Source organism: Nonomuraea sp. CX421, from assembly GCF_059358955.1.
The window spans coordinates 190,754-210,697 of record NZ_JCADBK010000009.1 but is presented as its reverse complement, the minus strand read 5'-3'; the positions used below and the strand labels follow the sequence as shown (position 1 = coordinate 210,697).

The following is a 19,944-nucleotide window of genomic DNA, read 5'->3' as shown; positions in this document are numbered from 1 at the left end:
AAGGGGCACTCGATGGCAGGTGTCGAGCTGAGCCGGAAGGCGCTCGAGCGGTTGCAGGATTCGGTGCACGATCGGAGCATCGACCTGGTCAAAGTCAAGGGTGGCAAGGCGGTGGCGTCAGGCGGTGGGTTCCCGGCGAAGACACCCGCGTCCACCGTCTTCGGCGCTCTCGACGACTCCGCCGCTCTGGCGTCGGCCGTGGGCACGGTCGAGGCCAAGGTGGGCAGCGAGCTCGACGCCGCGGAGAATCGCCTCAAAGGCGTCGAGAACGCCCTCGACCTGGTCCGCCGCAACATCAAGACGGCCGATGACGCCTCCGCCGCGCCGGATCCGTCGTGAGCCTGCGCGACCAGATCGCCGCCCTGCCCGGCGGGCAGAAGTTCACCGCCCTCATGGACAAGGTGGCCGGCGAACCTGCCGAGATCAGGCGCATCGCCACGCGCTGGAGCACCGCGGGCAAGGGCATCATGGGCAACACCGGCGTCCTTGCGAGCGCGGTCGGCAGGATGGACGACTGGTGGAAGGGGGAGTCCGCGGACGCCTTCGTCACGTACATGGCCCGCTACAGCAAGGCCGGGGAGGGCATGAACGACGCCCTGGTGTCCTGTGCCGGCTCCCTGAACGACGCGGCCGACGCGCTGGCCAAGGCCCGCAAGGGCGTCGACCAGATCGGCGAGAGCCTGATCACGGACGTCAACACCTTGCGCAGGACGTACGCGAGAGATCCCGACGCGACCCAGGCCGACCTCGACGCCGCCATCTCGGGTAGGGTCGGCACAGCCGCCGAGTCGGCGCAGACCTACGTCGACGCGGCCACCACCGTGCTCTCCACGTCCCTGAAGAACATCAGCAAGCGCTTCGGTGAGGAGAAGACCCTCTTCTCCGACATCCCGCCCGCCGGCGACCAGACCTTCGTCCCCGGGCCCGGCAACAAGGTCGAGTGGATCGCGGTGACGCCCGCCGAGCAGCGGCAGACCCAGCTCAGCGGCACCGGCAACGGCGCGGGCGGACCGGGCGGACCCGGCGACACCGGAAGGCCTGGAGACAACGGAGGGAACACCAACCACTCCGGCACCTCGTCAGCCGGCAACACGCCCCGCCCGAAGGCCGAGGTCGTCGACTGGATCAAGGAAGCCCTCCGCGTCATCAAGTCGCCGGAGATGGCCGACATCCTGCGTAAACGCAAGATCGACGTGAGCGACCTCGACCCGGACGACCCCAAGGACATCGAACGGATCTGGACCGTCATCCACCACGAGTCGGGCGGCAACCCCAGCGCGAGAAACGACTGGGACATCAATGCCAGGAACGGTGTCCCGTCACAGGGCCTCATGCAGACGATCCCGCCCACGTTCGACGCCCACAAACTGCCCGGGTACGGGAAGATCCTCGAACCGGTCGACAACATCATCGCCGGTGTGCTCTACACCTACGGCCGCTACGGCGACCTGAGCCGCCACCCGGGCATCGCCTCGCTGGAGAGCGGCGGCGGCTACCGCCCCTACTAGGCAAGCCCATGCGAACGACGAGGGGCGCGCACCGCGTGGTGCGCGCCCCTCGCTCCGCGTCAGCCGTTCCGGCAGGCCATGCGGAAGGGTCTAGCCGCAGCTGCTCCAGTCGGAGGTCGTGACGTTGCCTCCGGCCTGGCCGATGTAGCGGACGCACTTGCCTCCAGCGTGAAGCTTCACCGAGGCGAAGTACGGCTTCTCGCCACTGTGCACCTCTCGGTGGCCGTTCTGTACCTCAAGGGTGACGCTGATGTAGCTGTTCTGGCCGAGGTTCGTGGTCTTCATGGTCGCCGCGCAGTGCTCGCCCGTACTGGCGTTGTGCAGCAGGTAGGTGATGGCACCCTCGAACGCGGTTGACTTCTGGATCGCGAAGCCGTCGCCACAGGCCTGGGTCGGGGTGTTCGGGTTGCCCGACGCGACCGGGTGAGCCGACGCGGTCGGCGCGGCGGTCGTGGGCTTCTCCGTGGGCTTGGGCGCCTCGGTCGGCTTCGGCGCCTCAGTGGTCGGGGGCGGCGTCGGCGTCGGGGTGGGCGTCGCCGTGACGGTCACCGTAGCCCGGGGCGACGGGGTCGCGGACGGAGTCGTCGACGGCTGCACCGTCTCCGTCACCGTGGGCGTCGGCGACTTCCTGCCTCGCCTGTCGGTGTTCTGCGGCGTGGGCGTCGCCGTGACCGTGGCCGTCGGCTGCGGGACCGCCTGGGTCGCGATCGGCTGCGTCGGCAGCGGCGAGGGAACCGTGCTCAGCTCCGGCACCGCGATGTTGCTCGGATCGTCCCTGGGCATCTCGAACGGCAACACACCGGTGGCCTGCGGCTCAGGCGTCTTCGCCCAGGGCACCGTCACCTCCGGCTGGCCCGACGACTGTTGCTGCTGCTGCGGCGGTGCCACGGGGGTGTCCGCGGAGTTCTGCTCGTTCGTCACCGAGCCGGGCGCCGACGTCTGGTCACCGGAGGCCGAGGCGGGCTGCACCGTCTGCTTCGGCGCGTACTGACTCGCTCCCCACAGTCCCAGCGCGGAGACCAGCACGACGGCGGCCATCGCCGCGACCAGCCCGACGGGGAACTTCCTGGCCGGAATCGCGCCGGCGACGGTCTTCACCGTCTCGGGCGGCGCCGGGGGCTGCTGCGGCTCCGTCGTGGACGGTGGCGGTCCCCACTGCGTGGATGCGTCCGCCTGCTGCGGCACCAACGGCGCGGGAAGATGCGCGGGCGGCGGCACGGGCGCGGGAGGGGGCACCGGCAGCCCCTGGATGGTGGAGTCCTGGTCCGGAGGGAGGCTCACCTGACCGGAAGACGGCGCCTGCGGCGGCACCAGAGGCGGCACCGGCACAGCGGGGCTCGCGCCCGGCACAACCGGACCGGCGGCCGGCGCGGCAGGGGCCGGGGCGGTGGCGTTCTTGTCGCCCATGAGACCCAGCAGCGCCGAGTACGTCGTCGGCCGCTGCTCCACTTCCTTGGACAGAGCGGACAGCACGATGCCGCGCAGCGGCTCGGCCATGGCGCCCAGCTTGGGCTTCGCGCTGGCGACGGCCTTCGCGTCGTGCCCGAAGGGCGGCTTGCCGGTGGCGGCGAACGTCACGACCGCCGCCCAGGAGAAGACATCCGTGTAGGGCCCGTACGGCTCCGAGTTGAGCTGCTCCGGCGAGCGGTATCCGATCTCGCCGACCGGCGGCCCGATCGCGACGTCGGTGACCCGGGGACCGTCGGCTCCGATGATCACGTTGCGCGGGGTGAGCCCACAGTGCGCCAGGCCGGCCAGGTGGATGGGGGTCAGCGCGGTCAGGACGGAGACGGCCACGCGTTCGAGCGCGTCGCCGGTCAGCGGCCCCTCGGCCTCGACGAGCTCGGCCAGACTGCGGCCCTCGATGTACTCCCGGACGACGTACGGCCGTCCCTCCCATACGCCGGCGTCGAGTACGCGCGCGACGTAGGAGCTCGAGATCCGCTTGGCGGACTTGAGGCGCTTGGCCTCCTCCGCGTGGGCGGGAGTCTCCGGCAACAGTTTGATCGCGACCTGGGTGCCGCCCTTGCCTTCGCGGCCAAGGTAGACGACTCCCCGTGACCCCTCGCCGAGTCGCCCGATGAGCGTGTAACTCCCTAACTCCGCAGGGTCACGCGGGTGCAACGGGTCCATGAGCGCCCTTCCAAAGAATCATGTTTCGAGTCACATTGAACCAAATGTGACACACCAACATCACGGGTTTACGTCCCTAAGTGATCGTTATTCGATTGATCATTGACCGTGAGGAAACCGTCAGTCCGGCCGGCTGCCGCCCAGGCACAGCGAAGGGTGTGCACCGCGTGGCGCACACCCTTGCCTCCTGTCCTGCAGGGTCTAGCAGTCGTCCCAGGTGGAATTCGTACTGAACGAGCCGACCGCGCCCGCGTAACGCACGCACTTGCCCTCGGCCCGCAGCTTCACCGGCCCGGCGTAGAACTCGTGGTCGCCGTTGTAGGACTGGCGCGGCCCGCTCCGCACCTCCAGCGTGGCGCTGACCGGACCGGGCTTGCCGACGTCGCTGTTCTTCAACGTCACCACGCAGTGCTCCCCCGTGCCGTCGTTGTACAGCTGGTACGTGACACCGCTGGTGAACGCGGTGGACCGCTGGACGACGAAGCCGTCACCGCAGACCTGGACCGGGGTGTACGGATTCGTGGTGAACGTCTGTGTCGGGGTCGGCGTGGCCGAAGCCGTCGGCTGCTCCGTCGGCGTGGGCGGCTCAGCCGTCGGCGTCGCCGTCACCGTCACCGTCACCTGGGGCTGCGGGGAATGTGACGGATTCGATGTCGGCGGCTGCGTCGGGTGAGGCTCGGGCGAGCCCCCGTTCTCCCGCCGGTCGGTCCGCTCCGGGGTGTGCGTCGCCGTGACCGTGACCGTCGGCTGCGGGACCGCCTGGGTCGCGATCGGCTGCGTCGGCAGCGGCGAGGGAACCGTGCTCAGCTCCGGCATCGCGACGCTGCTCGGATCGTCCCTCGGCAGGTCGAACGGCAGCACGTCGGTGGCCTGCGGCTCGGGCGTCTTGACGCGGGGGGCCTTCTCCTCCGGCTGCTCCTGCGTCCGCTGCTTCGGCGTCGCGGGGATGTCCGCGGAGTGCTTCTCGTTCGACGCCGAGCCCGGGACGGGCGTCTGATCACCAGAGGCGGAGGCGGGCTGCAGCGACTGCTTGGGCACGTACTGACTCGCTCCCCACAGCCCGAGCCCGGAGACCAGGACGACCGTGGCCATCGCGGCGACCAGCCCGATGGGGAACTTCCTCCTCGAACCGCCACTCACGGTGCCCTGCACCGTCTTGGGCTCCCACCAGGCCTGCTGCGACTCCGTCGCCGACGGCGGTGGCGGCGGTCCCCATTGCGTGGAGGCGTCCAGCTGCCGTGGCGTCCACGACGAGGGAGGCGCCAGCGGCAGGCCCAGCAGAGGCTCGTCGTCGTCCGGCGGCCGGCTCGCACGGGCCCGAGGCCGCAACACACCTTGAAGGGGCTCGCCGTCGCCGAGGACAGCGGTGTCGGCGCCCATCAGCCCCTCAAGCGCAGCGTGCGTCGTCGGCCGCTCCCCCGCCACCACCGACAAGGCGGACACCACGATGCCGCGCAGCGGCTCGGCCATGGCACCCAGCTCAGGTTCGGCGTTGAGCACGGCCTGTCCCGAAGGTGGTCTGCCGGTAGCGGCGAACGTCACGACCGCGGCCCACGAGAAGACATCCGTGCGAGCGCCGTACGGCTCCTGCGGCGAGGGGTATCCCGCCTCATCGGACGGCTCATCGATCGCGGCGTCGGTGAGCCGGAGACCGTCAGCACCGACGATCACGTTGTAGGGGGTCAGCCCGGCGTGCGAGAGACCGGCCGCGTGCACGGAGATCAGCGCGGTCAGCACCTCCACGGCCACGCGCTCGAGCTCGTCACCGGCCAGAGTTCCGTCGGCCTCGACGAGTTCGGCGAGGCTGCGACCTTCGACGTACTCCCGGACGAGGTACGGCTGCCCCTCCCAGACTCCCGCGTCGAGCACGCGCGCGACCTGGGAACTCGGCACCCGCATGGCGGACTCGAGGCGCCGGGCGATGTCGGACGCGTCCGGCGTCTCCGGGAGCAGCTTGATCGCGACGGAGTCGCCGCCCTCGCCCCGGCGGCCGCGATAGACGACGCCCCGCGGACTTTCGCCGATCCGCTCTATGAGGGTGTAGCCGCATAACTCTTCAGGGTCACGCGGATGCAAGGAGCCCATGAGCGCCCTTCCGATGAAAAATCATGTTTGCCGTCACAATGCACCAAATCTGACACATCAGCATCACAGGCTTTCATGTTCCACGATCGTTACATGATCGATCATTCGCTGGTACCGGCCCGCCAGCCGCGCCGCCTGCCCATCGGCACCACCACGCGGGCGACCACCACGAGTCCCGCCAGGGTCAGCGCACCCGCCCCCAGAGCCGTCGCCACGTCGATCGCCCGCTGATCGACAGGCGGCGCCTTCGTCACCACCCCCTGAGGCAGCGGGAGCGGCAGCGGCGCGGCCACCGCCACCTGCTCGGACGGAAGCACCGCGGTGACCGCGAGCAGGGGATTGACCATGCCCGCCCCGGTGCCGTCGCCCAGCGCGCCGTCGGCCGTCTTCTCGATGCGCCGGCGCACCTGCTCGCTGTTGAGGCGCGGATACCTCGATCGCACCAGCGCGGCCACTCCCGCGACGTACGGCGCCGCGAAGCTCGTGCCCTTGAGGTCGTTGCGGAAGGACTGACCGGTCCAGGTGCTGGTGATCTTCTCGCCGGGCGCCACGACGCCGACTCTGGAGCCGGTGTTGGAGAAGTCGGACAGCCCGCCCCCCTCGCTGGCGGCGCCCACCGACAGCACCCCCTCATAGGCGGCTGGATAGGCGGGCGTGGCGACCCCGTCCTTGTCGATGTTCCCGGCCGCCGCCACGATCACGATGTCGCGCGACAGCGCATCGTTGACCGCCGCCTTCAGGTCGGGCTGGTCACTCGCCTGAACCGAGACGTTGATCACGTCCACGCCGGCCGCCGCCGCCTTGCTGATCGCGTCCGCGAGCTTCCCGACGTCGCCGCTCTGCTCGTTGGTCTGCTTGTACGAGATCAGCCGCACCCCCGGCGCGACGCCGTAGAACGGGACGCCCTGCAGATAACGGCCCGCGATGATGCCGGCGGTCGCGGTGCCGTGCCCCATGCAGTCACGATGGCCCGTCTGGGTGAGATCGACCTGCCTCAGCACCTGCCCGGCCAGGGAGGGATGCCTGATGTCCACGCCGCTGTCGATGACCGCGACGGTGACCCCCTCGCCGCGGGTCAGCTTCCATACGTTGCGCGCGTCCAGGCGGCGCTGCGCCCAGGACTCCCCTACCCGCATCGAGCCCTTCTCGGGCTCACATCGAACGGGTGCGGCGTGTGCGGCGACCGGCACGGTGGCGACCCCCACGGCCAGCCCGCATGCCAGCAGGATCCGTACGATCATGACCGAGAAGCATATATTGCCCCGGTTTCGCATCTGGGCCGGACGGCGGAAAGCTCCGGCCTCGGAAATCGCCGGCCTCAAGGGACACCGGACAGCCCCGGACGCCGGACAGCCCCGGGCACCAGAAAGCCCCGGCACGCTCGCCGGGGCTCTCACGCGGGGGGTCAGCGCGTCGCGGACTCGATGTTGCCCCGATAGGTGTTGATGACCCGGGCGGCCTCCTGCAGCTCTTCCGTCATCCGCTGGAAGGCGACCCGGTAGTTCTGCCAGGCGCCCTGGAAGCGCACGGCACCCGGACCGGTCCAGGCCGTGCCGACCTTCGCCGCCTCGCGGTCGAGCGCGGTCATCGTGGTGCGCACGGCTTCGGACTGTTGGGTGAACTGGGTGGCCATCAACTGCATTTCTCCGGGGTCGCCACCGAGCAGACTCTGGCTCATGCATACCTCCTGGATCGTCGTGATAGCGCCCTCACCATAGGCGCGGCGCCAATCCGTCGCCCGCGTTATGCCGAGCGGCTATGGTCGTCCAGAGGATTATTCGGATCTAAGGAGCATCCGGCCATGCGCGAGGTTGTGGTGACCGGCGGTGGCACCGGCATCGGATACGCCATCGCATCCGCCTTCGTCTCACTCGGCGACCATGTCACGATCACCGGCCGCCGCGAGCACGTGCTCAAGGAGGCGGCCGACCGCCTCGGCTGCGCGGCCGTGCCGTTCAACGCGGCCAGCCCCGTCGCCGTGCAGGAGGCCGTGGCGAGCCTGCCCGAGCGCGTCGACGTGCTCGTCAACAACGCGGGCGGCAACACCAACCTGGACCGCCAGGAGCCCGGCGACGACGACCTGATGGCCGTGGCCGAGGCCTGGTGGGCCAACTTCAACGCCAACCTGATGTCCGCCGTGCTCGTCACGACCGCGCTGCTGCCGCGCATCGGCAAGGGCGGCCGGGTCGTCTCGATCGGCTCTATCGCCGCCCGTGGCACCGGCTCCGGCTCGTACGGCGCGGCCAAGGCGGCGCTCGAATCGTGGACCGCCGACCTCGCGGCCCAGCTCGGCGCCAAAGGTGCCACGGCGAACGTGGTCGCGCCCGGGCTGGTGGTCGACACGGAGTTCTTCCGCGGTCGGCTGACCGAGGAGGGCATCAGGGCCCGTGTGGCGAACACCCGCAACGGCCGGCCGGGCACTCCGGCCGACGTCGCCGACACTGTCGTCTTCGTCGCCTCGCGGGGCGCGAGACATCTCACGGGACAGGTGCTGCACGTGAACGGCGGCGCATACCTGGGCCGCTGACGGCGAGCCGACAGCCAGCACTTACACTCCCTTGAGTCGCCCGCCGAGGAAGGACGAACGTCGGTGCAGAAGGTTCTGATCGCCAACCGTGGTGAGATCGCGGTCCGTGTGGCCCGCGCCTGTAAGGACGCCGGGATCGGGAGCGTCGCGGTCTACGCCGACCAAGACCTCGACTCGCTGCACGCGCGAGTGGCCGACGAGGCCTACGCGCTGGGCGGTCAGTCGCCCGCCGAGACCTACCTCGACTTCGGCAAGCTGCTCGGCATCGCCAAGCGCTCCGGCGCCGACGCGGTGCACCCCGGCTACGGATTCCTCGCCGAGAACGCCGCCTTCGCCCAGGCCGTCCTCGACGCGGGCCTGATCTGGATCGGCCCGCCGCCCGCCGCCATCGCCGCGCTCGGCGACAAGGTGCAGGCCCGGCACATCGCCCAGAAGGTCGGCGCGCCGCTGGTCGCCGGCACCAAGGACCCGGTCTCCGGGGCCGACGAGGTGGTGGCGTTCGCCGAGGAGCACGGGCTGCCGATCGCCATCAAGGCCGCCTACGGCGGAGGCGGGCGCGGCATCAAGGTCGCGCGCACGCTCGGCGAGGTCGCCGAGCTGTACGAGTCGGCCGTACGCGAGGCCGTGGCCGCCTTCGGCCGTGGCGAATGCTTCGTGGAGCGCTACCTCGACCGGCCGCGCCACGTCGAGACCCAGTGCCTGGCCGACCACGAGGGCAACGTGGTCGTGGTCAGCACCCGCGACTGCTCGCTCCAGCGCCGCCACCAGAAGCTGGTCGAGGAGGCGCCCGCGCCGTTCCTGAGCGCGGAGCAGCTCGACGTCCTCTACTCCAGCTCCAAGGCGATCCTGCGCGAGGCCGGCTACGTCGGCGCCGGCACCTGCGAGTTCCTCGTGGGCCAGGACGGCACGATCTCCTTCCTGGAGGTCAACACCCGGCTGCAGGTAGAGCACCCGGTGACCGAGGAGGTCGCGGGCGTCGACCTGGTGCGCGAGATGTTCCGCATCGCCGACGGCGAGACCCTCGGCTACGACGACCCGGTGCTGCGCGGCCACGCGATCGAGTTCCGGATCAACGCCGAGGACGCCGGCCGGGGCTTCCTGCCGGCGCCGGGCACGCTGACCGCCCTGCGCCCGCCGTCGGGGCCCGGCATCCGGCTCGACTCGGGCTACGAGGCCGGGATGACCGTGCCGCAGACGTTCGACTCGCTGGTGGCCAAGCTGATCGTGACGGGCCGCACCCGGCGCGAGGCACTCGAACGCAGCCGCCGGGCACTGGCCGAGTTCGAGATCGACGGCATGCCGACCGTGCTGCCCTTCCACCGCGCGGTCGTGTCCGACCCGGCCTTCGTCGCCGAGCCGTTCACCGTCCACACCCGGTGGATCGAGACCGAGTTCGACAACACGATCGAGCCCTACACGGGCGACCTGGCGGCCGACGAGCCCGCGACGCGCGAGACGGTGACCGTCGAGGTCGGCGGCAAGCGCCTGGAAGTGGTCCTGCCCGCCGGCCTCGGCGTCTCGGGGGCTACGCCCTCCGCGAACAAGAAGCCCAAGCGTGGCGGGGGCGGCGCGAAGCAGGCGGCCGCGGGCGGCGACGCCCTGGTGAGCCCGATGCAGGGCACGATCGTCAAGGTCGTCGCCGGCGACGGCGACACCGTGGCCGAGGGTGACACCGTCGTGGTGCTGGAGGCCATGAAGATGGAGCAGCCGCTGACCGCCCACAAGTCGGGCACGGTCACCGGGCTCAGCGCGGCCGTCGGGCAGACCGTCACCTCCGGCGCGACGATCTGCGAGATCAAGGACGCCTGAGGGCCGGCGGTCCCGGGATCAAGGGCCCCGCGCCTCCGTCGCGCCCCGTACGGGTAACGTGCGGGGTGAGGAACTTTGCCGATCGCCCGTTCGTCCTCATGGGCGAAGGAGGCTTGCTGCCAATGACCCATTCGCTGCGCCGAACCGGGGCCGCGTTCGCGGCTCTGATCGCCGGTCTACTCGTCGTCCTTGCGTTGTCCCCCGCCGCTCACGCGGCCGCGCCCCCTGACGCCGCGACTGTGCTGGCCCATTGGAAGGACCAGAAAGATCCCCTGTATGTGGCGTCCGGCTCGGCCCTGAGTTCGGATCAGCAGGACAAGATTCGCGACGTTCTGAAGGATTCCAAGAGCGACGTCTACGTCGCCGCGTTGCCCGACGGATCGGTGACCGATCCCACGACCTATGTGGGCCAGCTGGGCCAGGCGGTCATGAAGGCCAAGAACGGTGGCCAGATCACCGTGGCCGTGCTCGACGGCGACACGCTCTTCGCGGGCTCCAACTTCGGCCGCGCCGGCATGACCGACCAGCTGTCGAAGCTGGCCGTGCGCAACAATGACGACCTCGTGAGCGGCATGGAGGACTTCGTCGAGCGCGTCAACCTGATGGCCGACGGCAAGACCGGTGCCGCGCTCAAGTCCGGCTCGACGAGCGGCGGCGGCGGAGGCGGCGGCGTGCTGGTCGGCCTCGGCGTGCTCGCGCTGGTCGGCGGCGGCGGCTACTTCCTCTACTCGAAGAACCGCAAGAAGAAGCAGGCCATCCAGGACGCCAAGGACCTGGCGGCGGTCAAGGGGACCGTCGAGGAGGACGTCACCAAGCTCGGCGAGGAGATCACCGCGCTCGACACCGACGTCACGCTCTCCGGTCAGGGCGGGCAGCACATCGGCGAGTGGCAGCAGGCTCTCGACTCCTACGAGAAGGCCAAGACGCAGCTCGCCGCGGTGGAGCGGGCCGACCAGGTGCGCGAGGTGACCCAGACGCTCGAGGACGGCCGCTACGCGCTGGCCGTGGTGAAGGCCAAGGTCAACAATCAGCCGGTGCCCGAGCGGCGCGCCCCCTGCTTCTTCAACCCGCAGCACGGCCCGTCCGCGCGTGACGTGCGCTGGGCTCCGCCCGGTGGCGCGGTGCGCGACGTCCCGGCCTGCGCCTCCGACGCCGAGGCCGTGGAGCGCGGCTTCGACCCGCAGATGCGCGAGGTCATGGTCGACGGCCAGCGCCGGCCCTACTACGACGCGGGCCCGGCCTACCAGCCCTACGCCTACGGCTACTACGGCGGCTTCGGCGACGTCATGACCGGCATGTTCATCGGCACCATGATGGGCAGCATGATGGGCGGCATGATGGGCGGCGGCTTCGGCATGGGCGGCGGCTACTCCGACGGTGGCGGAGACTTCAGCGGCGGCGGCGACTTCGGTGGCGGCGGCTTCGGAGACTTCGGCGGCGGAGACTTCGGTGGTGGCGACTTCGGCGGCGGCGACTGGTAGTCCCCCGCCCTGACGATCGGGCGCGTTCCCTTCGGGGAGCGCGCCCTTCGCCGTTGTGAACCGTTGTGAACCGTTGTCGACGGTGGCGACGGTGGCGACGGTGGCGACGGTGGCGAAGAGCCTGCGCGCGGGACGTGCCGTACGGGAAAGGGAAGGTCAGAGGGCTGCTTCGGGCTGCATGAGGCGGCGGGCGGCCTCGGTGATGGAGCCGGAGAGCGACGGGTAGACCGCGAACGTGTGGGCGAGCTGGTCGACGGTCAGGCGCTGCTGGACCGCGACCGAGACCGCCAGGATCAGCTCCGACGCCCGGGGCGCCACCACGACGCCGCCAAGCACGATGCCGGTGTTGGGCCGGCAGAAGAGCTTGACGAAGCCGTCGTTGAAGCCCTGCATCTTGGCCCGGGCGTTGGTCGCCAGCGGCAACTTGACCACGTTGGCCTCGATCTCGCCCGCCTCGATGGCCCGCTGCGCCACACCGACGGCCGCGATCTCAGGGTCGGTGAAGATGTTGGAGGCGACCGTGGCCAGCCGGAGCGGCTGGACGGCCTCGCCGAGCGCGTGCCAGACGGCGATGCGGCCCTGCATGGCGGCGACCGAGGCGAGCATGAGCACGCCGGTGCAGTCGCCCGCGGCGTAGACGCCGGGGGCGGAGGTGCGCGAGACCTTGTCGACCTTGACGAAGCCCTGGCGGTCGAGCTGCACCCCGGCCTCCTCCAGCCCGATGCCGCCGGTGTTGGGCACCATGCCGACCGTCATCAGCGCGTGGGAGCCCTCGGCCGTGCGGCCGTCCTCGAGCGTCACCACGACGCCGTCGGCGGTGCGCTTGACGGAGGAGGCGCGCGAGCGGCCCATGACGTTCATGCCGCGGCGGCGGTAGACCTCTTCGAGCACCTCCGCGCCGTCGGCGTCCTCGTTGGGCATCATCCGGTCGCGGCTGGAGACGAGCGTCACCTCGGCCCCGAGCGAACGGTAGGCGCCGGCGAACTCCGCGCCGGTGACGCCGGAGCCGACCACGATCAGGTGCTCGGGCAGCTCGTCGAGGTCGTAGAGCTGGCGCCAGTTGAGGATGCGTTCGCCGTCGGGCTCGGCGCCCGGCAGGACGCGCGGCGTGGCGCCGGTGGCCACGAGCACCACGTCGGCCCGGATCGTCCGGTCGCCCGCCCTGACCACCTGCGGGTCGACCAGCCGGCCGCGCGCGTTGACGATCTCGACGCCCTCGGCGGCGACCCTGGTCGCGATGTCGGCCGACTGGGCCTGGGCCAGCTCCTTGACCCGCTTGTTGACCAGCGGCAGATCCACGGTCGCCACGCCGATGTCGCCGTCGCCTCCACCGGAGAACGCGACACCCAGCGAGGAGGCGTCGAGCAGCGCCTGCTTGCGGACCGAGGTGGCGATCAGCGTCTTGGACGGCACGCAGTCGGTCAGCACGCACGCCCCGCCAGGGCCGTCCTGCTCGACCATCGTGACCTGCGCGCCCAACTGCGCGGCCACCAGCGCCGCCTCGTAGCCGCCTGGTCCGCCGCCGATGATCACAATCCTCGTCACGCGTCCCATTCTCCCGCATGCCTCGACCCGCTGGAGAAACGGGGCGGCCGACCGCGCGCTACTCTTGTCTGCTGTGCCTGTCTACGCCGCCTACGGCAGCAACATGGACCCGGAGCAGATGGCCATGCGCGCTCCGCACTCTCCGATGCGTGACGTCGGCTGGCTGCAGGGCTGGCGCCTGACGTTCGGCGGGGAGGACATCGGCTGGGAAGGCGCGATGGCCACCATCGTCGAAGATCCCGACGAGCACGTCTTCGTCGTCCTCTACGACGTGCCCGAGTGGGACGAGCACTCGCTCGACCAGTGGGAGGGCGCGGCCCGCGGCCTCCACCACAAGGTGCGGCTGCGGGTGCAGACCCTTGAGGGCGACCAGGTGGCCTGGTTCTACGTGCTCGACGGCTACGAGGGCGGCCTGCCCTCCGCCCGCTACCTGGGCATCCTGGCCGACGCGGCCGAGCGGGCGGGCGCCCCCGACGACTACGTCAAGGAGCTGCGGGGACGCCCCTGCAAGTCGCTCGGCGACTAGCGCAACGGCAGGTCCTTCGTCTCCTTCAGGGCGAAGACGTAGACGAGCGTGGAGATCAGCGCCAGCGCCGACATGTACCACGGGAAGAGCCCGGCTTCGCCGGCGTCCTTCAGCGCCGTGCCGATGAGCGGCGCGGTGCCACCGAAGATCGCGACGGTCAGCGAGTACGGGAAGCCCGCGCCGGCGGCCCGCACCCGGGTCGGGAAGAGCTCCGAGTTGACCGCGGCCGAGATCGACGTGAAGCAGCCGAGGAAGACCATGCCGACGCACTGGACGAGCAGCAGGCTGCCGAAGGAGTCGGTCAGCAGGCCGAGCAGCGGCACCGGCAGCAGCGTGAAGCCCAGCCCGAAGGTGATCAGCATGGGCCGGCGCCCGACCCGGTCCGACAGCATGCCGAGCAGCGGCTGCAGCACCATGAAGAAGACCAGCGAGATCGTGCCGACGGTGAGCGAGTCGGCCTTGTCGAAGCCCACGTTCTGCTGCGCGTAGGTCGGCAGGAACGTGGTCCACGTGTAGTAGGCGACGGTGCCCGCCACCGTGATGCCGACGATCAGGGCGGCCTTGGTCGGGTAGTGGATCAGGAAGTCGAACAGGCCGGGGCGTTCGGCCCTGCCCTCCCGGATGTCCGTGGCCACCGTGCTGGTCTCCTCGGCGCCTCGGCGGATCCACAGGCCGACCAGGCTGATGACCGCGCCGAACACGAACGCGACGCGCCAGCCGTACGCGTTCATGTCGGCCTCGCTGAGGGTCACGGCGAGAAGGGCGGCCAGGCCGGAGGCGAGCAGCTGACCGATGGTGGTGCTGACGTACTGGAAGCTGGAGAACAGGCCGCGGCGGCCCGGCGGCGCCGACTCGACGAGGAACGTGGTGGCGGCGGCGAACTCGCCGCCGACCGACAGCCCCTGGATCAGGCGGGCGATCGTCAGGATGATCGGCGCGAGCACCCCGGCCGCGGCGTAGGTGGGGGTGACGGCGAGCAGCAGCGAGCCGCCGCCCATCAGCATGATCGTGAAGGTCATCGCGGCCTTGCGGCCGAAGCGGTCGGCGAACGCGCCGACCAGCAGCCCGCCCAGCGGGCGCATGAAGAACCCCACGGCGAAGACGGCGAACGCGCTCAGCACCGGGACCAGGCTGCCGCCGCCCTGGGTCGGGAAGATCTGCTCGGCGAAGTAGACGGTGAGGAAGCTGTAGGCATACCAGTCGAACCACTCGACGACATTGCCGACGCTCGCCGCCATGAGCTGACGGACGCGGCTGCGGGGGATGCCGATCGGTGCCTGCGCGACGGGAGGGGGCGCCACGGGAGCTCCTTTGCTGACAGGTACGGTGGTGACTTACTGTTCAGTTGCTGACCGAAGCGGTCAGATACCCACAGCTCGGTTCTCGAATCAGTCACAGAAACGGCGTTCCGTGGACGTTCTCGACCGGCGACTCGTCGCGGCCCTCCAGGTGAGCCCGCGCGCGTCATGGGGTGAGATCGGCAGGGTGGTCGGCGAGCACGAGCGCACCGTCGCGCGCCGGCTGCAGCGGCTGATCGCCGACGGCGTGGTGCGCGTCACGGCCATCTACGACGACCTGCGCACCGGTCACGGACGTCCCGTCCACCTGCACGTACAGGTCCGCCCCGGCACGGCCGGGCAGGTCGCCGAGTCGCTGGCCGGGAGGCCCGACACACGGTCGGTCTACTCACTGACCGGCGCCGCCGACGTCGGCTGCGAGCTGGTGTCCCCCACGCGTGAGGCCTTGGACGACATCCTGTCCACCCAGATCGGCGACCTCGACGGCGTGCTGTGGACCCGCACCCAGGTCGTGCTGCGCACGTTCATGACCGTGGCCGAGTGGCACGCCCCCTACCTGACCGAGCAGGAGGCGGCCGAGCTGCGACCGGCCCCCGCCGGTCCGCTGCCCGACCAGGACGGTCTGTCGCCGATGGAGCGGGAGATCGCCGAGCTGCTGGTGGCCGACGGCAGGATCCCCTTCACCGCGATCGCCGAGCGGCTGGACATCTCGGTGCCGACGGCCCGCAGGCGGGTGACCTCGCTGCTCGACCGGCGGCTGCTGCTCCTCCGGGCCGAGGCGGAGCCCGCCCTGCTCGGCCTGGCGGTCGAGGCCAAGCTCTGGCTCAAGGTCCGCCCCCACGGGCTCGACCGGGTCGGCCAGACGCTGGCGGCCCACCCGAACGTCCGCTACTGCGCCGCGACGACCGGCACCCACTCCATGATCGCCCAGGTGGCCGTGCCGCACGAGGCCGACCTGTACCGTTTCCTGTCCGATGTCGTCGGCCCGCTCGACGAGGTCACCGACCTCGACGTCACCCTCATCACCCGTGCCTACAAACGCGGCCATCTACACAAGTCCGGCATGCTCACCCTGGAGAAGACACCATGACCCCAGCCGAGAAGGAAGTCGCGGAGCTCTGCGTCGAGCTGATCCGCGTCGACAGCAGCAACTACGGCGACGGCAGCGGCCCCGGTGAGCGCGCCGCCGCCGAGGTCGTCATGGCCAGGCTGGCCGAGGTGGGCATCGAGTCCACCTACATCGAGAGCGCGCCCGGCCGGGGCAACGTGATCACCCGCGTCGAGGGCACCGACCCGTCGCTGCCCGCGCTGCTGGTGCACGGCCACCTCGACGTGGTGCCGGCCAACGCGGCCGACTGGTCGGTCGACCCGTTCGCGGGCGAGGTGCGCGACGGCTACATCTGGGGCCGGGGCGCGGTGGACATGAAGGACATGGACGCGATGATGCTGGCCGTGCTGCGGCAGCTCACCCGCGAGGGCCGCCGGCCGCGCCGCGACCTGGTCTTCGCCTGGCTGGCCGACGAGGAGGCGGGCGGCACGTACGGCGCCAAGCATCTGACCGCGCACCACCCCGAGCTGTTCGAGGGCGTCACCGAGGCGATCAGCGAGGTCGGCGGCTACTCCCTGGAGGTCGACCCGTCGCTGCGGCTCTACCTGATCGAGACCGCGCAGAAGGGCCTGGCCTGGATGAGGCTCGTCGCCGACGGCACGGCCGGGCACGGCTCGATGCTCAACTCCGACAACGCGGTCACCGAGATCGCCAGGGCGGTGGCCCGCGTGGGCGCCCACGACTGGCCGATCACGCTCACCCCGACCGTGCGCCGTTTCCTGACCGAGGTCGCCGACGCCTTCGGCATCCCGTTCGACGAGGACGCTCCCGAGCCGATCCTGGAGCGGATCGGGCCGCTGGTCCGCTTCGTCGGCGCCACGCTGCACCACACGGCCAACCCCACCCAGCTCGACGCCGGCTACAAGTCCAACGTGATCCCCGGCCAGGCCGCGGCCGTGGTCGACGGGCGCTTCCTGCCCGGGCACGAGGACGACTTCTTCAAGACCGTCGACTCGTTGATCGGGCCCAAGGTCCGCCGCGAGTTCGTGCACCACGACATCGCGCTGGAGACCACGTTCGACGGCGCCCTGGTCGAGTCGATGATCGCGGCACTGAAGGCGGAGGACCCCACCGCGCGGGCCATCCCCTACTGCATGTCGGGCGGCACCGACAACAAGACGTTCTTCGCCGACCTGGGTGTGCGGGGGTTCGGGTTCGTGCCGCTGCGGCTGCCGGCCGGCATGGACTTCGCCTCGATGTTCCACGGCGTGGACGAGCGGGTGCCGGTCGAGGCGCTTCAGTTCGGGGTGCGGGTGCTCGACAGGCTGCTCCTAGACTACTGACGTGAATACCCCCGACGTGAGCGATCTCGACGTGAGCGACCCCGACGTGAGCAACGACGCCTACTCCCTGGCCCAGGAGGCCGCCGGCGCGCTGAGGAGCGCCGCCGGTCACGACACCTTCGACGTCGCCCTCGTCATGGGCTCCGGGTGGGTCCCGGCCGCCGACGCGCTCGGGCGGACGGTCGCCGAGATCCCCTTCACCGACCTGCCGGGCTTCTCGGCGCCCGCCGTGGCCGGGCACGGTGGCCGGATCCGGGTCGTGCGCACCGACGGCGGGCGGCACGCGCTCGTCTTCCTCGGCCGCAGCCACCTGTACGAGGGGCACGGCCCCGAGGCGGTCGTCCACGGCGTGCGCACGGCCGCCGCCGCGGGAGTCCGCACGATCGTGCTCACCAACGCGGCCGGCGGCCTGCGCCCCGAGACCCAGCAGGTCGGCGACCCGGTGCTGATCAGCGACCACATCAACCTGACCGGCGCCAACCCGATCACCGGCACCACGTTCATCGACCTCACCGAGGTCTACTCCCGGCGGCTGCGCGCGCTCGTGCACGAGGTCGACCCGAGCCTCGCCGAGGGCGTCTACGTCGCCTTCCGCGGCCCGACCTACGAGACGCCCGCCGAGATCCGGATGCTGCGCACGTTCGGCGGCGACCTGATCGGCATGTCCACGGTGCTGGAGGCCATCGCCGCCCGCGAGGCCGGCCTCGACGTCCTCGGCCTGTCGCTGGTCACCAACCCGGCGGCCGGTCTGGGCGGTGAGGTGCTCGACCACGAGGAGGTCCTGGCGGTCGGCCGCGCCACCGCCGCCCGCATGGGCGTCCTGCTGGCCAAGGTCGTGGACCGGCTGTGAGCGACGATCTCCTCCGCCAGGCCCGTCATTGGCTGCTCCAGGACCCCGATCCCGACACCCGGGCCGAGCTGTCCGGCCTGATCGAGCGCGAGGACCTCGCCGCGCTGCGCGAGCGTTTCCACACCAAGCTGGAGTTCGGCACCGCGGGCCTGCGGGGCGAGCTGGGCGCGGGCCCCAACCGGATGAACCAGGTCACCGTCATGCGGGCCGCCGCCGGGCTGGCCCGGGTCCTGGGCCCCGGGCGGCACGTGGTCGTGGGCTATGACGCCCGGCACAAGTCCGACGTGTTCGCCCGTGACACGGCGGTCGTGCTGACCGGCGCCGGGCTGCACGTCTCGCTGCTGCCCGGTCCGTTGCCGACGCCCGTGCTGGCCTTCGCCGTCCACCGGCTCGGCGCCGACGCGGGCGTGATGGTCACGGCCAGCCACAACCCGCCGAGGGACAACGGCTACAAGGTCTACTGGGGCGACGGCTCGCAGATCGTGCCGCCGATCGACAGCGAGATCTCCGCCGCCATCGACGCCGTGGGCCGGGTCGACCGGCTGCCGCTCGACGGGCCCGGCACTCTCACCGAGCTGGGCGACGCCATCGTCGACGACTATCTCGAAGCCCTCACCGCGCTGCCTCTCGGCGAGGCGCGGGAGTTGCGGGTCGCCTACACCCCGCTGCACGGCGTCGGCGGCGCCACCCTGACGGGCGCATTCCTGGACGCCGGGTTCGAGAGCCCGATGTCGGTCGAGGAGCAGCGCGATCCCGACCCCGACTTCCCCACGGTCGCCTTCCCCAATCCCGAGGAGCCGGGGGCGATGGACCTGACCATCGCGCTCGCCGCGAAGATCAAGGCCGACCTGGTGCTGGCCAACGATCCCGACGCCGACCGGTGCGCCGTGGGGGTGTCGCTGGGCGACGGCACGTTCCGCATGCTGACCGGCGACGAGGTGGGCGGCCTGCTGGCCGAGCACGTGATCAGGCACACCACCGGCGACCGCATGGTGGCCACCACGATCGTGTCCTCGACACTGCTCGGCAAGATCGCGCGAGCGCACGGCGTGCGCTACGGCGAGACCCTGACCGGCTTCAAGTGGATCATGAAGGCGGGGCCCGGCCTCGTCTTCGGCTACGAGGAGGCGATCGGCTACAGCGTCGGCTCCGACGCCGGGCTGCCGGTGCGCGACAAGGACGGCATCGGCGCCGCGCTCACCGTCGCCGCGATCGCGGCGGAGGCCAAGCAGGCCGGCCGCACACTGGCCGACCTGCTCGACGACCAGGCCAGGCGCTACGGCCTGCACGCCACGTCGCAGCTCTCGCTCCGGGTCGACGACCTGTCACTGATCGCCGACGCCATGGCCCGCCTGCGCGCCGAGCCGCCGGCCGAGCTCGGCGGCCGGGCCGTCACCGCGGTCGACGACCTGAGCAGGGGCGATGGCGGCCTGCCTGCCACCGACGGGCTCCGCTATCACCTGTCGGACGACGCCCGGGTGGTGATCCGGCCCTCGGGCACCGAGCCCAAGCTCAAGTGCTATCTGGAGGTGGTGGTGCCGGTGACCGGCGACGTCGCCGACGCCCGCGCCCTGGCCGCCCGCGAGCTCGCAGCCCTGACCACCGATCTCGACGCCATCCTCGCGCCCGACTCCTAGACGCGAACCGGAGAGCCGGCCGTTCGACCACCATGACCTGAGCGAGCTGATCGTCCACCGGTCGAAGATGCCCGGGGCCGACACCTCCACGCCGCTCTACGCGGTCTCGCGCAGCGGGTGCGACGTGGAGGAGGTCAGGCACGTGACGCCCGAG

Annotated in this window: 16 protein-coding genes; 10 read left to right on the top strand and 6 right to left on the bottom strand. The window is 71.0% G+C overall.

The window, feature by feature from the left end; genetic code table 11:
• Window positions 1-12: 12 nt before the first annotated feature.
• On the top strand, window positions 13-339 hold the full coding sequence (locus AC5L3X_RS19100; protein ID WP_494858466.1) for a hypothetical protein: 327 nt from the start codon (window positions 13-15) through the stop codon (window positions 337-339).
• A complete protein-coding gene (locus AC5L3X_RS19095; protein ID WP_494858464.1) occupies window positions 336-1,508 on the top strand; it encodes a WXG100 family type VII secretion target in 1,173 nt (390 codons plus the stop codon). Before AC5L3X_RS19100 ends, AC5L3X_RS19095 begins: the two co-directional genes overlap by 4 nt.
• A gap of 90 nt (window positions 1,509-1,598) precedes the next feature.
• On the opposite strand, the gene AC5L3X_RS19090 is transcribed toward AC5L3X_RS19095, so the two are convergent.
• The 4 genes from AC5L3X_RS19090 to AC5L3X_RS19075 all read right to left on the bottom strand — a co-directional run bounded on the left by AC5L3X_RS19090 (window position 1,599) and on the right by AC5L3X_RS19075 (window position 7,404).
• Entirely contained in the window at window positions 1,599-3,641 is a 2,043-nt protein-coding gene (locus AC5L3X_RS19090) for a serine/threonine-protein kinase (protein ID WP_494858462.1), read from the bottom strand.
• A gap of 201 nt (window positions 3,642-3,842) precedes the next feature.
• Window positions 3,843-5,726: a serine/threonine protein kinase gene (locus AC5L3X_RS19085; RefSeq protein WP_494858460.1), complete on the bottom strand. Its 1,884-nt coding sequence runs from the start codon at window positions 5,724-5,726 to the stop codon at window positions 3,843-3,845.
• 101 nt (window positions 5,727-5,827) lie between these two features.
• On the bottom strand, window positions 5,828-6,967 hold the full coding sequence (gene mycP / locus AC5L3X_RS19080) for a type VII secretion-associated serine protease mycosin (RefSeq protein WP_494858458.1): 1,140 nt from the start codon (window positions 6,965-6,967) through the stop codon (window positions 5,828-5,830).
• 164 nt (window positions 6,968-7,131) lie between these two features.
• The gene (locus AC5L3X_RS19075; RefSeq protein WP_189129041.1) at window positions 7,132-7,404 is read right to left on the bottom strand and encodes a WXG100 family type VII secretion target; all 273 of its coding nucleotides are present in this window, start codon (window positions 7,402-7,404) and stop codon (window positions 7,132-7,134) included.
• A gap of 123 nt (window positions 7,405-7,527) precedes the next feature.
• On the opposite strand from AC5L3X_RS19075, the gene AC5L3X_RS19070 reads away from it, so the two are divergent.
• From AC5L3X_RS19070 to AC5L3X_RS19060, 3 genes are all read left to right on the top strand, one after another.
• On the top strand, window positions 7,528-8,253 hold the full coding sequence (locus tag AC5L3X_RS19070; RefSeq protein WP_494858456.1) for an SDR family NAD(P)-dependent oxidoreductase: 726 nt from the start codon (window positions 7,528-7,530) through the stop codon (window positions 8,251-8,253).
• A 63-nt stretch (window positions 8,254-8,316) separates the two neighbouring features.
• Entirely contained in the window at window positions 8,317-10,062 is a 1,746-nt protein-coding gene (locus tag AC5L3X_RS19065; RefSeq protein WP_494858454.1) for an acetyl/propionyl/methylcrotonyl-CoA carboxylase subunit alpha, read from the top strand.
• A gap of 122 nt (window positions 10,063-10,184) precedes the next feature.
• Window positions 10,185-11,543, top strand: coding sequence for a hypothetical protein (locus tag AC5L3X_RS19060; RefSeq protein ID WP_494858452.1), 1,359 nt, complete (start codon window positions 10,185-10,187; stop codon window positions 11,541-11,543).
• Window positions 11,544-11,699: 156 nt separating this feature from the next.
• Here AC5L3X_RS19060 and AC5L3X_RS19055 read toward each other — a convergent pair whose 3' ends face one another.
• Window positions 11,700-13,088, bottom strand: coding sequence for an NAD(P)H-quinone dehydrogenase (locus tag AC5L3X_RS19055; protein WP_189129038.1), 1,389 nt, complete (start codon window positions 13,086-13,088; stop codon window positions 11,700-11,702).
• Window positions 13,089-13,161: 73 nt separating this feature from the next.
• On the opposite strand from AC5L3X_RS19055, the gene AC5L3X_RS19050 reads away from it, so the two are divergent.
• Window positions 13,162-13,614, top strand: a complete 453-nt coding sequence (locus AC5L3X_RS19050; RefSeq protein ID WP_189129037.1) for a gamma-glutamylcyclotransferase family protein — start codon at window positions 13,162-13,164, stop codon at window positions 13,612-13,614.
• Here the strand turns inward: AC5L3X_RS19050 and AC5L3X_RS19045 are convergent.
• Window positions 13,611-14,915, bottom strand: coding sequence for an MFS transporter (locus tag AC5L3X_RS19045; RefSeq protein WP_494858450.1), 1,305 nt, complete (start codon window positions 14,913-14,915; stop codon window positions 13,611-13,613). The genes AC5L3X_RS19050 and AC5L3X_RS19045 overlap by 4 nt on opposite strands.
• 109 nt (window positions 14,916-15,024) lie before the next feature.
• Between AC5L3X_RS19045 and AC5L3X_RS19040 the strand changes: the two genes are divergently transcribed.
• From AC5L3X_RS19040 to AC5L3X_RS19025, 4 genes are read left to right on the top strand one after another with little or no spacing between them, the layout of a single operon-like run.
• Window positions 15,025-16,002: an Lrp/AsnC family transcriptional regulator gene (locus tag AC5L3X_RS19040; protein ID WP_494858448.1), complete on the top strand. Its 978-nt coding sequence runs from the start codon at window positions 15,025-15,027 to the stop codon at window positions 16,000-16,002.
• Window positions 15,999-17,303, top strand: coding sequence for a M20/M25/M40 family metallo-hydrolase (locus tag AC5L3X_RS19035; protein WP_494858446.1), 1,305 nt, complete (start codon window positions 15,999-16,001; stop codon window positions 17,301-17,303). The genes AC5L3X_RS19040 and AC5L3X_RS19035 overlap by 4 nt, the downstream gene beginning before the upstream one ends.
• A gap of 46 nt (window positions 17,304-17,349) precedes the next feature.
• Window positions 17,350-18,153: a purine-nucleoside phosphorylase gene (locus tag AC5L3X_RS19030; protein ID WP_494858535.1), complete on the top strand. Its 804-nt coding sequence runs from the start codon at window positions 17,350-17,352 to the stop codon at window positions 18,151-18,153.
• Window positions 18,150-19,790: a phospho-sugar mutase gene (locus AC5L3X_RS19025; RefSeq protein ID WP_494858444.1), complete on the top strand. Its 1,641-nt coding sequence runs from the start codon at window positions 18,150-18,152 to the stop codon at window positions 19,788-19,790. The genes AC5L3X_RS19030 and AC5L3X_RS19025 overlap by 4 nt, the downstream gene beginning before the upstream one ends.
• The last annotated feature ends 154 nt before the right edge of the window (window positions 19,791-19,944 follow it).

Coding starts and splice junctions, on each gene's coding strand:
- AC5L3X_RS19075 (WP_189129041.1), bottom strand. CDS start 7,404: ATGAGCCAGAGTCTGCTCGGTGGCGACCCCGGAGAAATGCAGTTGATG.
- AC5L3X_RS19070 (WP_494858456.1), top strand. CDS start 7,528: ATGCGCGAGGTTGTGGTGACCGGCGGTGGCACCGGCATCGGATACGCC.
- AC5L3X_RS19035 (WP_494858446.1), top strand. CDS start 15,999: ATGACCCCAGCCGAGAAGGAAGTCGCGGAGCTCTGCGTCGAGCTGATC.
- AC5L3X_RS19085 (WP_494858460.1), bottom strand. CDS start 5,726: ATGGGCTCCTTGCATCCGCGTGACCCTGAAGAGTTATGCGGCTACACC.
- AC5L3X_RS19060 (WP_494858452.1), top strand. CDS start 10,185: ATGACCCATTCGCTGCGCCGAACCGGGGCCGCGTTCGCGGCTCTGATC.
- AC5L3X_RS19090 (WP_494858462.1), bottom strand. CDS start 3,641: ATGGACCCGTTGCACCCGCGTGACCCTGCGGAGTTAGGGAGTTACACG.
- AC5L3X_RS19100 (WP_494858466.1), top strand. CDS start 13: ATGGCAGGTGTCGAGCTGAGCCGGAAGGCGCTCGAGCGGTTGCAGGAT.
- mycP (WP_494858458.1), bottom strand. CDS start 6,967: ATGATCGTACGGATCCTGCTGGCATGCGGGCTGGCCGTGGGGGTCGCC.